The 13,067-nt window shown below is 61.3% G+C and carries 11 protein-coding genes; 9 read left to right on the top strand and 2 right to left on the bottom strand.

Annotated features, from left to right (window positions below; genetic code table 11):
• The coding region (locus JKL48_RS01320) for a carboxypeptidase-like regulatory domain-containing protein (RefSeq protein ID WP_201977569.1) at positions 1–566 on the bottom strand (566 nt) is incomplete at its 3' end.
• 250 nt (positions 567–816) lie between these two features.
• Between JKL48_RS01320 and JKL48_RS01315 the strand changes: the two genes are divergently transcribed.
• Positions 817–1,062, top strand: coding sequence for a FeoA family protein (locus JKL48_RS01315; RefSeq protein ID WP_201977568.1), 246 nt, complete (start codon positions 817–819; stop codon positions 1,060–1,062).
• 45 nt (positions 1,063–1,107) lie between these two features.
• Positions 1,108–3,240 (top strand): ferrous iron transport protein B, encoded by a 2,133-nt coding sequence (gene feoB / locus JKL48_RS01310; RefSeq protein ID WP_201977613.1) that lies wholly within the window; start codon positions 1,108–1,110, stop codon positions 3,238–3,240.
• 61 nt (positions 3,241–3,301) lie between these two features.
• On the opposite strand, the gene JKL48_RS01305 is transcribed toward feoB, so the two are convergent.
• A complete protein-coding gene (locus JKL48_RS01305; RefSeq protein WP_201977567.1) occupies positions 3,302–3,700 on the bottom strand; it encodes a YybH family protein in 399 nt (132 codons plus the stop codon).
• Between the two features lie 432 nt (positions 3,701–4,132).
• On the opposite strand from JKL48_RS01305, the gene JKL48_RS01300 reads away from it, so the two are divergent.
• The 7 genes from JKL48_RS01300 to JKL48_RS01270 all read left to right on the top strand — a co-directional run bounded on the left by JKL48_RS01300 (position 4,133) and on the right by JKL48_RS01270 (position 12,991).
• Positions 4,133–5,380, top strand: a complete 1,248-nt coding sequence (locus JKL48_RS01300; RefSeq protein ID WP_201977564.1) for an efflux RND transporter periplasmic adaptor subunit — start codon at positions 4,133–4,135, stop codon at positions 5,378–5,380.
• Positions 5,381–5,464: 84 nt separating this feature from the next.
• Positions 5,465–7,015, top strand: coding sequence for a TolC family protein (locus JKL48_RS01295; RefSeq protein ID WP_201977561.1), 1,551 nt, complete (start codon positions 5,465–5,467; stop codon positions 7,013–7,015).
• Positions 7,016–7,168: 153 nt separating this feature from the next.
• A complete protein-coding gene (locus tag JKL48_RS01290) occupies positions 7,169–7,906 on the top strand; it encodes an ABC transporter ATP-binding protein (RefSeq protein ID WP_201977559.1) in 738 nt (245 codons plus the stop codon).
• A gap of 69 nt (positions 7,907–7,975) precedes the next feature.
• A complete protein-coding gene (locus JKL48_RS01285) occupies positions 7,976–9,238 on the top strand; it encodes an ABC transporter permease (protein ID WP_201977557.1) in 1,263 nt (420 codons plus the stop codon).
• Between the two features lie 154 nt (positions 9,239–9,392).
• Positions 9,393–10,592 carry an ABC transporter permease gene (locus JKL48_RS01280; RefSeq protein ID WP_201977555.1) on the top strand — a complete coding sequence of 400 codons (1,200 nt, stop codon included), beginning with the start codon at positions 9,393–9,395 and terminating at the stop codon, positions 10,590–10,592.
• 147 nt (positions 10,593–10,739) lie between these two features.
• A complete protein-coding gene (locus tag JKL48_RS01275) occupies positions 10,740–11,447 on the top strand; it encodes a head GIN domain-containing protein (protein WP_201977553.1) in 708 nt (235 codons plus the stop codon).
• A gap of 155 nt (positions 11,448–11,602) precedes the next feature.
• Complete coding sequence (locus JKL48_RS01270) at positions 11,603–12,991, top strand: sigma-54-dependent transcriptional regulator (protein ID WP_201977551.1); 1,389 nt, start codon at positions 11,603–11,605, stop codon at positions 12,989–12,991.
• Positions 12,992–13,067 lie beyond the last annotated feature (76 nt).

Here is a 13,067-nt window from a genome sequence, read left to right as displayed (position 1 = left end):
GGGGCGTTGTAGTTGCCGTCGGCTTTGTAGAGGCGCACGCGGAAGGGCTCGCGCGGAAAGCCGTTCTCGCCGATGTAAAACGAGACCGTGCGCACGTTGCCCAAGCGCTTTTGCTTGTCGTTTTTCACGAAAAAAGCATATTGCGAGCCCGGCAGCCCCTGAATCATGCCCTCGCCGGGGTCGTTGGTACGGGCACCCAAGCCCAGGTTCTTGATTTTGCCGCCTTTTACAACGATGTTGCTCAGTTGCACGGCCCGCTTGGGCACTTCAATGGTCAGTTCGGGCACTCCAGCTCCGCGTTTCACCAAAATGGCGCGCCGGGCATAGCCCAAGGCTACTACAATGAGGGAGTCGGTTTCTTCTTTGGTTGGAGCCGGCACGATGAACTGGCCGTGTTCGTTGCTAAGGGCCCCTATCTGCTCATTTTTCAGGCCGATAGAGGTGAAAGGCAGCGGCTCCTTCGTGTCTTTATCCACAATGACTCCTTTTATCTGCACCTGCTGCGCCCAACTGGCCGTTGCGGTGACAAATAAAAATAGTGTAATAAAAAGTAGGCTTGTGCGCATGTTGCCGGAGGTAGAACGAACAAAATTACAAATTGCGGCTCGGAAAGTTATTGGAAATTATTAGGAGATGCAATCTTGATAAATAACAATGTTCATCGAACGGCACTCATCGGGAGTCTCAGTAGGCGCTTCCCCGGTTTTTGGCAGAAAGGCGTCGGTCTAAAAGAATTTAGTGTCGTACCTTTGTTTGTATTCTTTCTAAATAAGACTTTCGCTTTTTCCTGTGTCAATTTTTCGCCGCTCGCCCCAAGTGTCTCCCGTTGCTGCCCGGCGCACAGCCAAGGACTTGCGCTTGGGCGAAAGCGGCACCATTTGCTGCCTGGAAGACCCCGAAATGGCGCTCAAGCTGCTGGAAATGGGCTGCGTACCCGGCGTGAAAGTGCGGTTGAGCGGCCGGGCTCCGCTCGGCGACCCGCTGATGCTGGTGCTCGGCGACCAGGAGTATACGCTGTCGGTGCGGGCCAGTGAGGCCGCCACTATTTTGCTGAAGGAGTAGGAAGAGCGGATGGCGGCAACGGCAAGCAAGTTGGCTCCGAAGGAGATGGGCGACGGCCAGCAGGTCGCCACAGCCGCGCTACGCCCCCTGCGCATTGCCCTGATTGGCAACCCCAATAGTGGCAAAACGTCGCTGTTTAACCAGCTCACCGGCCTCAACCAGAAGGTGGGCAACTTCCCCGGCGTGACGGTGGACCGCAAGACCGGTGTGGCCCAGCTCACGGCCACGCAGCGGGCCGAAATTATTGACCTGCCGGGCACGTACTCGCTCTACCCAAAGAGCCTGGACGAGAAGGTTATCACGGATTTGCTTTACGATAAAGCCGCCGATAACTACCCCGATTTTGTGGTGGTGACGGTGGACGCCAACAACCTGCGCCGCAGCCTGCTGCTGTTTACGCAGCTCGGCGACCTGGGCTTGCCGGCCGTGCTGGCACTCAACATGATGGACGTGGCCGAACGCCACGGCATCAACATTGATTTGCCGGCGCTGGAGCTGGAGTTGGGCGTGCCCATTATCCCAATGAATGCCCGGAAGGGCATTGGCGTGGCGGCCCTCAAAATTGTGATGGCGCAGCGGCTGGATGCGCCGCCCGTGCGCTTCTGGGAGCCCGATGACAAGATGCTGCCGCTGGTGCGCCAGATTCGCTACTACTTCAACCTGCACAACGACTACCTGGCGCTGCACTACGCCCAGCAGTACCGGCAGATTGGGTTTCTGAGCGCCGACGAGAAGGACCACATCCAAGAGCTGACGCAGAAAGCGGGCTTCGATGCCACGGCCGCGCAGGCGGCCGAAACCATTGCCCGCTACAGCCGCATCAACGAGATTCTGCTGGAAACCGTGACGGTGGTGCGCACCGAGAAGCGGGAACCGGTGAGCAACCGGATTGATAAGGTGTTGACGCACCGGGTGGGCGGCTACCTGATTTTCCTGGGGATTCTGTTTTTGTTGTTTCAGGCCATTTTTGCCTGGGCGCAGTACCCCATGGACTGGATTGACCAAGGGATTTCGGCGTTGAGCGCGACCATTCAGACCAACTTCCACGGGCCGCTGGTACGGCTGCTGACGGAGGGCGTGCTGGCCGGGTTGGGTGGCGTGCTGATATTTATTCCGCAGATTGCCTTGCTGTTCGGCTTCCTGGCGGTGCTGGAGGAAACGGGCTACATGGCCCGCGTTACCTTTCTGATGGACAAGCTGATGCGGCCCTTTGGGCTGAGCGGCAAGAGCGTGGTGCCACTTATTTCGGGACTGGCTTGCGCGGTGCCGGCCATTATGGGCGCCCGCACGATTGAGAGCTGGAAAGACCGGATGATTACGATTTTCGTGACGCCGCTCATGTCGTGTTCGGCCCGCATCCCGGTGTACACGGTGCTGGTGGCGCTGGTGGTGCCGGACCAAGCTGCGTGGGGCGTGTTCAACCTCCGCGGCGTGGCATTGATGTCGCTGTATTTGCTGGGGCTGTTCTCGGCGCTGGGCTCGGCCTGGGTGCTGAAAACAGTGCTGAAGGCCCGGGAGCGGAGCTACTTCATCATGGAATTTCCGGTGTACCAGTGGCCGCGCTGGAAGAACGTGGGCCTGACCATTTACCAGAAAGTCAGGGCTTTTGTGCTGCAGGCGGGCCAGGTGATTGTGGCTATTTCGGTGCTGCTGTGGGTGCTGGCCAGCTACGGCCCAGGCCAGCAGCAGGCAACGGCCGAAGCGCAGGTGCGGCAGCAGGCGACTGCACAGCAGTGGGACGCACCCGAGGTGAACCGCCGCGTGGCTTCGGTCCGCCTAGAAACGTCGTATGCCGGCAAGTTTGGCCACCTCATCGAGCCGGCCATCCGGCCGCTGGGCTACGACTGGAAAATCGGCATTGCGCTGCTCACTTCTTTTGCCGCGCGGGAGGTTTTTGTGGGCACTATCAGCACCATCTACAGCGTGGGGCAGGACGCCGATATGGGCACGCTGCAACAGAAGCTAAGTGCTGAGCGAGACGCGGCCGGGCAGCCGTTTTTCACGCCAGCGCGGGCCTTTTCGCTGCTGGTATTCTATGTGTTTGCCATGCAGTGCATGAGCACGCTGGCCGTGACTTACCGCGAAACCAAAAGCTGGCGCTGGCCGCTGGCGCAGTTGCTTTACATGACGGGGCTGGCGTATGCGGCGGCCTTTGTGGTGTACCAGGTGCTGGCATAGCACGAGCCGCCCGGCGACGAATACAAGTTTTTATCGCCGGGCGGCTCGGCTGTTGCGCTGCCTAGGCGGCGGGGGCGGCTACGCTGCTGTTCCAAATGTCCTGATGCAGGCGCCATTGGCCGTGCTGCTCCTTCCACACGACCAAGTATTTGCCGTGGTCAACGGTCTGCGAATCGGGGCCGTAAAGGGTGTAATGGCCCAGCTCAATGGCCGTGTCGGCCAGTTGTTCCACGTCCTGGGTTTGCAGCTTTACCTGCTTGATGCCCATTTCCATGGCCCCTTGCCAAAACGCCTGAATGCCGGCTGCCCCTTGGATGGCCGCCATGTCCGTGGGAAGCAGCACTCCGCCCGGCGTGTACAGGCTGGCCAGGGCGGCGGCATCTCCGCGCGCAAAACTGGCTTCAAATTGGTCGTTGACTCGCCGGATTTCGGCAGTGGCTTCGGTGGCAGTGGCTTGCATAACGAATGGGTTTTGTGGATTTATTCGGGAATATAAGGATATTTTATTGTGTTAAGCAATGTTTATTCGCTAGTGGCCAAAAATTGGCTCTCCTCGATTTGCAATGAAGCGGTTTAGGAAATCGGTTCCGCTCGGTCCGCCGGCGTAGGCGTCCGACCGGTGGCCGCCTGAACAAGGCGCCAACGGCCGTTGACCGACGACCGGTCGGACGCCTACGCCGGCGGACCAGCAAGCGAGACACTTCCTGAACAGCTTCAATGAGTGGGCCAGAACTAAGAGTTGTCCGGTTTGAAGCACAGTGTCCAAAAATGGACGCATAATTCCCTTTCTATAAATCCTTTATGCTTTATAATTAACTGACATAAAGGTATTTGTCGGAATGGCACGGGGCTTGGGCTAAGGTATGGAAACCTTCCTGATTTCTGCACGAAAATGGACAGAGCCATTGCCGATTCTATTCAAACCCAACGCAAGCGCCGCCGCTGGCTGCTGGTAGCCGGCGCGGTAGTGCTGGGACTGGGCGTAGTACTGGCCTTCCGCACGGTGCTGAAACCCAGCCTGCGACGTGGCGATTTGCTGACGGCTACAGTGGAAATCGGCGATGTGGAAGCGTCGATAACTGCCGCCGGTACCATCATTCCGGGGCGTGAAGCGGTGATTACCAGCCCGATTCAGAGCACCATCCGGCGGGTGCCAGTGGTGGTGGGCGCGCGGGTAGCGGCTGGCGAAACCATTCTGGAGCTGGATAAGGACCTGACCAACTCGGCCTTGGCCAAGCTCGGCGACGAGCAGCTGCGCAACCGGAATAAGAACTCCCAGCTCCAGCTCAACCTGGAGCGCAGCCTGAATGACCTGCGCGCCCAAGCCCAGGTGCAGGCCGTGAAAGTGCGCAGCCTGCAATCGACCCTGCGCGACGAGCAGCAGCTTCTGAAAATAGGCGGTGGCACCGCCGAAAACGTGCGCCAGGCCGAGCTGAACCTGACTGTGGCCCAGCTGGAAGCCAGCCGCTTGGCCCGCCAGATTCAGACCCAGCAAAGCGCAAACGCCGCCGATGTGCGCGAGCTAGGCTACACCGTTTCGATGCAGCAGCGCAGCATTTCGGAGTTGGCCACCAAGCTGCGGCAGGCCAATATCAGCAGCCAGCAGCCGGGCGTGCTAACCTGGGTGAATGACAACCTCGGCACCACCGTGCAGGCCGGCGACGCCTTGGCGCGGGTGGCTGACCTGAGCAGCTTCCGGGTGCGGGCTACCATTTCGGACTCCTACGCCGACCAGTTGCACCCCGGCGATTCGGTGGTGGTACGCATCAACGATACCGACCTGCGCGGCACTGTGGCCAGCATCAGCCCGGCTGTGGAAAAGGGCGTGGTGACATTTTACGCCCAGCTTAACAACCCCCATCATCCAGTGCTGCGCCCCAATCTACGGGCCGATGTGTTCGTGATTACCCGCGCCCACCACGGCGTGCTGCGCGTAAAAAACGGCCCGTACTACGCGGGCGGCAGGGAGCAGCCGGTGTTTGTGTTGGCCGATGGCCGGGCCGTGCGCCGCACGGTTCGCTTCGGCGACAGCAACTTCGATTACGTGCAGATAGTGAGCGGCCTGCGGGCAGGGGAGGAGATTGTAGTGTCGGACATGAAGGACCATCTGGACACGCCGGAGCTGACGCTGCGAGACTGACCTTGCGGCTCACCTCACCCCCCGGCCTTCTCTCCTGCGAAGAGGGGGAGCCTAACTAAAAGGATACTATTTATTTTCAATAACATGCTTTTCTCACCTTTCTACTGCAAAAAAGCTGAAGACGTGCAGACGTCAGGCTCCCCCTCTCCGCAGGAGAGGGGGGCGGGGGGGGAGGTGAGCCGGGCGCGCCGTTGGCTGCTATCCGCACTGCTGCTGTTGCTATGGCAATCCGCCGCCGCCCAAACGCCTGCCCTCACGCTGGATGAGGTCATTGCGCAGGCCGTCAATCATTCAGCTACCGGCCAGCAGGCCGTGACCACCCGCGAAACCAGCTACTGGGCCTGGCGCGGCTACCAGGCCAACTACCGGCCGCAGCTGGGTCTGGCGGGCACGGTGCCCAATTTCAACCGCGTGATTACGCCCGTGGTGCAGCCCGACGGCACTACCAGCTTCGAGTCGGTACGCATCAATAACTCCGATTTAGGGTTGACTTTGAGCCAGAACCTGGGCCTGACCGGCGGGCAAGTGTACATCGGCTCGGTGGTGCAGCGCTTCGATGATTTCAATGGCGGGCAGCGACGGTATAACAATCAGCCCTTTACGATTGGGATAACCCAGCCGTTGGGCCAGTTCAATGGCCTGCTGTGGGCCCGCCGCATCGAGCCACTGCGCTACCAGGAAAGCCAGCGGCAATTTGTGGAGGAGCGCGAAACCATTGCCCAGCGCGTCACGGAGCTGTATTTCGATGTGCTGCTGCAGCAGGTGAATGCCGACGTGGCCCGCCAGAATGCCCAGGCCACGGCCGAGCTGCTGCGCATCGGGCAGGAACGTTTCAAGTTGGGCCGCCTCTCACAGAGCGACTTACTGCAGCTGGAACTGAACGTGCTGGATGCCCGCCAGGCTCAGGCCCAGGCCCAACTCGACGCCCAGAACGCCGGTGTAGACCTACAGGCCTACACCGGCTTGCCCGGCACCGAAGCGCCGGCGCTGGCCGTGCCCGCGCCGGCCCCGCAGCCGGCCGTGCTGCCCGCGCAGGCCCTAGAGCAGGCCCGCCAAAACCGTAGCGCCACGCTGGCTTTCCGTCGCCGGCTGCTGGAGGCGGAGCGGACTGTGGCGCAAGCACATGGTACCACCGGCTTTCAGGCGGCCCTCACGGCGAATTTAGGTTACGTGAATCAGGCTGAAAATCTGGGTAATACTTATCTGAACCTGCAAAACCAGCAGCAAGTGCGGCTGGCCTTCAGCCTGCCGCTGGTGGACTGGGGCCGCCGCCAGTCCATCATCAAAACCGCCGAGCTGAACCGCGACCAGACCCAGCACAACGTGGCGCAGGAAGAGCGCAGCTTCGAGCAAATTGTGCTGGCGCAGGCCGGCCAGGTGGCGGCGCTGCGCACCAAGCTGGCCCTCGCCGGTCGTGCCGACTCATTGGCCCAGCTGCGCTATGATATTGCCCGCGCTACCTACCTGCTGGGCCGCATCAGCCTCACCGATTTGACCCTGGCTTCGGTGGCTAAGGACGGGGCCAAACGCGGTTACGTTTTCGCGTTGCGGGCCTGTTGGGTGGCTTTTTACCGCCTGCGGGCGCTGACGCTGTATGACTTTGAAAAACAGACGCCAATCGTTGCCTCTCGCTAAATAACAGACCGGTCTGAGCGCAGCCGAAGCATCTCTACCGCTTCATTGCAGCGATTGGATTAGTGTTGGGGTAGGGATGCTTCTACTGCGCTCAGCAGACCGGTCTTTTTTCCTGACAAACCAACCTCACGCGCTTTTCTCCCCTTTTTTCTCATGGAAAATCTGCTCGCCAACTCCCCCGAAACCCGTACGCAGCCGGCGGCACTGAACGGCGCCACGCCCGTCCTCCGGCTCACCAACATCGAAAAGGTGTACCAGACCAAAACCATTGAAACGGTGGCGCTGAACCAAGTGAACTTGGCCATCAACCGGGGCGAGTTCGTGTCCATTATGGGGCCGAGCGGCTGCGGCAAATCGACCTTGCTCAGTTTGATGGGCCTACTCGACGAGCCTACCAGCGGCGTGATTGAATTGGATGGCCGCGCCGTGACGTCCTTCTCCGACAAGGAGCTGGCTAACCTGCGCAACCTGAAAATCGGTTTCGTTTTCCAGAGCTACCACTTGATAAACGACCTCTCGGTGGTGGACAACGTGGAGGTGCCGTTGCTCTATCGCAAAGGGATGAGCAGCAAGGAGCGCCGCCAGCGCGCCCTCACCGCCCTCGATAAAGTAGGCTTGAGCGCCCGCACGGCGCACTTCCCGGGCCAGCTCTCGGGCGGGCAGCGGCAGCGGGTGGCCATTGCGCGGGCGCTGGCCGGCGGGCCGGAAATTATTCTGGCCGACGAACCAACGGGCAACCTCGACTCGGTGATGGGGGAAGAGATTATGGAGCTGCTGATGACCCTGAACCGCCGCGACGGCGTGACCGTGGTGATGGTGACGCACGACGAGCAGCAGGCCCTGAAAACGCAGCGCGTCATCCGCTTTTTTGATGGCAGCCAGGTTAGCTGATAGAACTTTGAATCGCTGAACGTCATGCAGCGCGCAGCGAAGCATGACGTTCTAATAATTGCCAAAACCATGCTCCGTTCTTATCTCAAAATTGCCTGGAAGGTGCTCATGCGCCGCAAGTTTTTCACCTTCATCAGCCTGTTTGGCGTGAGCTTTACGCTGATGATTTTGCTGGTGGTAGCAGCGATGTTCGACCACATGGTGGGGCCGGGCACGCCGGTCAAGCGCGTAGACCGGATGCTGTTCGTGAACGCCATCCGGCAACAGCGGGTGGACGACCACGGCTGGATGACCATGCCGGCCAGCATTCACTTCGTGGACGACTACGTGCGGAAGCTGAAAACCCCGGAGCTGGTGGGCATCAGCACGGGCGCTTCCAACGCCACGGCCTTCACCAAGAGCAAGCTGCTGCCGCTGGACGTAGCGTATACCGACGGCAACTTCTGGCAAATCATGGACTATGATTTCCTGGGCGGGCGGCCGTTCACCAAAGCCGAGGTGCAGCAGGCCCAGCAGGTGTGCGTCATTAACGAGGCCACCGCCCGCGACTACTTCGGCAGCACCGCCGTGGTGGGCCGCACCATTGAAATTGACCTGAAACGCTACCGCGTGGCGGGCGTGGTGCGCAACGTGTCGGCCGCGAACTTTTATGCTTATGCCGACGTGTGGCTGCCCTACACCCTGAGCAGCGAGTATTTCAAGGACAACCGCCTCAACGGCGTGTTTCTGCCGGTGCTGCTGGCGCCCTCGGCGGCGGCGATGCCGGCCATGCGCGAGGAGTACCGCCAGATGATGAAGCGGGTGGAAATTCCGAATCCGAAGGAAGTGAAGGCTGTGTTCTCCTACGCCGACCCCATTCTGGCGGGCATTACGCGGGGCATACTCAACCACCAGGACCAGACCATGGACGACGACAACCTCGACTCTTTCTACCTGATAATGGGCGGGCTGGCGCTGCTGTTTATGCTGCTGCCGGCCCTGAACCTGGTGAACCTGAACGTGACACGCATTCTGGAGCGCTCGGGCGAGATTGGGGTGCGCAAGGCCTTTGGGGCGACGGGCCGCAATCTGGTGAGCCAGTTTCTGGTCGAGAACGTGGTGCTGGCCCTGGTGGGCGGGCTGCTGGGGCTGGCGCTGGCCGCCGGGGCGCTGGCCCTGGTGAATGAGGCCCACCCCGTGGCCTACGCGCACTTCGCTCTGAGCTGGTCAGTGTTTGGCTGGGGGATGCTGCTCACCCTGATTTTCGGGCTGATGAGCGGCGTGTACCCGGCCTGGAAAATGTCGCGCCTGAACCCCGTGGCCGCCCTGCGCGGCAGCGGCGAGCAGAAGTAGGCGTGCCAGTGCTACGGCTGTCATCCTGAGCGCAGCGAAGGACCTTATCACGCCTGCGCTTCTTGATGCTAGTACCAAATGTTCCAGCGTGATAAGGTCCTTCGCTGCGCTCAGGATGACAGACGAATTTCCTTCCAAATCTCCTTCAAAACCCATGTTCCGCCATCTCTTCACCCTCATCTGGAACCGCAAGCGGGCCAACCTGCTGCTGATTTCCGAAATCTTTTTCTCCTTCGTGGTGCTGTTTGGGGTGGCCGCGGTGCTCATCACCTCGGCCAAGAACTACCTGGCCCCGCACGGCTTCAACTACGAGCAGGTATGGCGGCTGGAAGTGCGCGCCGGCCAGAACCTGAAAATGCCCCGCGCCGAGCTCGACGACGTGCTGCGCCAAGTGAAGGCCCTGCCCGGCGTGCGCACGGTGGCCCTCACCAGCGGCAACCTCCCCTTCATCTTCAACGTCAACAACTCGGTGTATGAATACCAGGGCAAGAAGTCGCCGGTAACCAACTATTACGACGCCGACGACCATTACAACGAAGCCCTGCAGCTGCACCTGCGCGAGGGCCGGTGGTTTGCGCCCGCCGACGATGGCAGCAACCACCGCCCCGTGGTCATCAGCCAGGACCTGCGCGAAAGTCTGTTTGGCAACGGCCCAGCCCTGGGCAAAATCTTCACCTGGGAAAACCCCGGCAAAGACGTCAAGCCCGAGGACCAATTCCAGGTGGTGGGCGTGGCCGAGCCCGTGCGCATGGAAAGCGACTTTTCGGCGGCCATTCCCACGGCGTGGCTGCGCCTGCTGCCCTACGACACCACCCACTGGGAAACGGCCAACGTGCTGGTGCGCGTGGCTCCCGGCTCGGGCGGCGAGCTGCAGGAGAAAATAGCCCGCACCGTGGCCGGCGTGACGCGCCAGTGGACCAGCCAAGTGCGCGTGATGGACGATGAGCGCCTGCACCGCCGCCGCTACACGCTGGTGCCCGTGGTGGGCCTGTGCATCATGGGCCTGTTTCTGATTATTAATGTGGCGCTGGGCCTGTTTGGGGTGCTGTGGTACAACATCAGCCAGCGCCGGGCCGAGATTGGGCTGCGCCGGGCCATGGGCGCCACGGGCGCGGGCATCGGCTGGCAATTCCTGGGCGAAATGATGGTGGTCACCACCTTTGGCGTGGTGCTGGGCGGGCTGCTGGCGGCGCAATTCCCACTGCTCAATGCCTTCGACCTGCCAGTGCAGCCGTATTTGCTGGCCATTGCGGCGGCCACTGGGGCGGTGTACTTCATTACGGCGTTGTGCGCGTGGCAGCCTAGCCGGCTGGCGGCGGCCATTCAGCCCGCCGTGGCGCTGCGGGAGGAGTAGTGGGCCAAAGCAGGTGCTGCGCGGTATTTTGCCCAAGGGCTGTAACGAATGAACCCGGCGGCTGGTAGCCGGGCAACCCGGCTTCGCCAGCGTGCATCTGCCAGGTCAGAAACCATCTCATCACTCACCTTTTCGCTCTTTTTTCGCATGAAAAACCTCACCGTTCTCGCCCTGCTTTGGTTGCTGGCCCTGGTGCCCGCGCTCGCCCAAACCGCCCCGGAAGTGCGCTCCGTAGCCACCTTCCGTACCCTGAAAGCCTCCGATGGCATCCTCGTAACCCTCACCTCAGGCACCGCCCAGCGCGTGGAGGCCAGCGCCGAAACGGCTGAGTTCCTGTCCCGCATCAAAACCGAAGTGAGCGAGGGTGTGCTCAAAGTGAGCTTCGACCACAAGCTGAACGAGGCCTGGAGCAAAGACAACCGCCCGCGCAACCTGCGCGTGACCATTGTGGCCGCCCCGCTCACGGGCATAGAAGCCAGCAGCGGAGCCCGGGTCGACGTGAAAAATGCCTACTCAGTGGGCGACTGCAAGCTGGAAGCCTCGTCGGGCGGCGTCATTTCCGCTCCTGACTTCACAGGTAAAAGCGTGGATGCCAGCGTGAGCAGCGGCGGCGTGGCCACCCTCGGCGGTAAGGTGCAAAGCCTGAGCGTGCACGCCTCCAGCGGCGGCGTCTTTAAGGGCCAGGACGTGCAGGCTGCTACCTGCGACGCTAATGCGTCGAGCGGCGGCACTATTGCCGTGGCCGTGGAGGACAAGCTCAATGCCAACGCCTCCAGCGGCGGTGATGTGCGCTACGCTGGCTCGCCGCAACTCACGAAGCATACCAGCAGCGGCGGCACAGTGAAGGGCCGGTAATAGACGCTCACTATTCCAAGCCGTCATGCCGAGCGCAGCCGAGGCATCTCGCTCGAATCGTTGCAACGGCTAGGCACTACCCCACGCGAGATGCCTCGGCTGCGCTCGGCATGACGGCCTTACTTCTGCAAAACACCTCCTTCCTTTCTGCAATCATGGTACTCATCATCGACGACGACCTCGCCATCCGCACGTCGCTCAGGCTGCTGCTGAAGCAGGCCGGCTACCCCGCGCAAGCCGTGGCCGGCCCGGCCGAGGCGCTGGCCGTGGTGCGCGACACGCTGCCCCGGCTCATGCTGATGGACATGAACTACTCGCTCGATACCACCGGGGCCGATGGCCTGGCCCTGCTCCGCCAGATGAAGGCACTGGCCCCGCAGGTGCCCGTCATCCTCATCACCGGCTGGGGCAGCATTAGCCTGGCGGTGGAAGGCATGAAGGCGGGAGCGGCCGAGTTTATCACCAAGCCCTGGCACAACGACGCCCTGCTCCAAACCATCCGCACGGTGCTGGCCGTGCAGGAAAACACCACCGATACCGACCTGACGGAAGCGCCCGCCCGCCAGCGCCGCCAGCTCGACCAGCAGTTTGCCTTCCGCGACATCATCGGGCAAGATGCCCAGTTGCTGCACGTATTGCGCCAGGTGGGCCAAGTGGCCGCTACTGATGCGGCCGTACTCATCGAAGGTGAAAGCGGTACCGGCAAGGAACTCATTGCCGAAGCCATTCACCGCAACAGCCAGCGCAAAAATCAGGCGTTTGTGAAGGTGAACCTGGGCGGCATTTCCAGCAGCTTATTTGAAAGCGAAATGTTCGGCCACCGGCGCGGCGCCTTCACCGATGCCAAAACCGACCGCGTGGGCCGCTTCGAACTGGCCAACGGCGGTACCATTTTTCTGGATGAAATCGGTGAGTTGGAACTGGCTTCACAAGTGAAGCTTCTGCGCGTGCTGCAAGACCGCACCTACGAGGTACTGGGCGACAGCAAGCCGCGCCGCTTGGATATCCGCGTCATCGCCGCCACCAACCGCAACCTGGCCGAGATGGTGCAGCAAGGCCGTTTCCGCGAAGACCTGTTCTACCGCATCAACCTGATTTCGGTGCGCCTGCCCGCCCTCCGCGAGCGCGCAGCCGACATTCCGCTCCTAACCCAGCACTTCGTCGATAAGCTCCGCGCCACCTACCAGCGCCCGGCCCTCAAAGTGAGCACCCGCGCCCTGCACTGGCTCCGCGAGCAAGCCCTGCCCGGCAACATCCGCGAGCTGAAAAACCTGGTGGAGCGCGCCGTCCTCGTCAGCGGCAAGGAGGAATTGGGGCCCGAAGATTTCCAAGCCAACGCCCAGCGCTTGCCCGCCCACCAGCCCCAGCCCGGCGAGCTGCCCACCCCCGGCACCATGACGCTGGACGAGCTGGAAGCTCAAATGATTCGGCAGTCGCTGGTGCATTATGAGGGCAACGTTAGCCGCGTGGCCAAGGCCCTGGGCCTGAGCCGGGGCGCGTTGTATAGAAGGTTTGAGAAGCACGGGATTCCCTACGACGAGTAGGGGCTATAATGAGTGAAACAGAACGTCATGCTGAGCGAAGTCGAAGGATCTCTACCGCGCAACTAATCCAATCAAT

It is taken from the genome of Hymenobacter rubidus (assembly GCF_016734815.1).
Classification (GTDB): domain Bacteria; phylum Bacteroidota; class Bacteroidia; order Cytophagales; family Hymenobacteraceae; genus Hymenobacter; species Hymenobacter rubidus.
Note: the sequence above shows the minus strand (reverse complement) of the source record. Positions and strands in the feature narration are given on the sequence as shown.

What these genes read in the sequence shown, in the direction of transcription:
- feoB (WP_201977613.1), top strand. Translation starts at nt 1,108, where the DNA reads ATGGGCGACGGCCAGCAGGTCGCCACAGCCGCGCTACGCCCCCTGCGC.
- JKL48_RS01305 (WP_201977567.1), bottom strand. Translation starts at nt 3,700, where the DNA reads ATGCAAGCCACTGCCACCGAAGCCACTGCCGAAATCCGGCGAGTCAAC.
- JKL48_RS01300 (WP_201977564.1), top strand. Translation starts at nt 4,133, where the DNA reads ATGGACAGAGCCATTGCCGATTCTATTCAAACCCAACGCAAGCGCCGC.
- JKL48_RS01295 (WP_201977561.1), top strand. Translation starts at nt 5,465, where the DNA reads ATGCTTTTCTCACCTTTCTACTGCAAAAAAGCTGAAGACGTGCAGACG.
- JKL48_RS01290 (WP_201977559.1), top strand. Translation starts at nt 7,169, where the DNA reads ATGGAAAATCTGCTCGCCAACTCCCCCGAAACCCGTACGCAGCCGGCG.
- JKL48_RS01285 (WP_201977557.1), top strand. Translation starts at nt 7,976, where the DNA reads ATGCTCCGTTCTTATCTCAAAATTGCCTGGAAGGTGCTCATGCGCCGC.
- JKL48_RS01280 (WP_201977555.1), top strand. Translation starts at nt 9,393, where the DNA reads ATGTTCCGCCATCTCTTCACCCTCATCTGGAACCGCAAGCGGGCCAAC.
- JKL48_RS01275 (WP_201977553.1), top strand. Translation starts at nt 10,740, where the DNA reads ATGAAAAACCTCACCGTTCTCGCCCTGCTTTGGTTGCTGGCCCTGGTG.
- JKL48_RS01270 (WP_201977551.1), top strand. Translation starts at nt 11,603, where the DNA reads ATGGTACTCATCATCGACGACGACCTCGCCATCCGCACGTCGCTCAGG.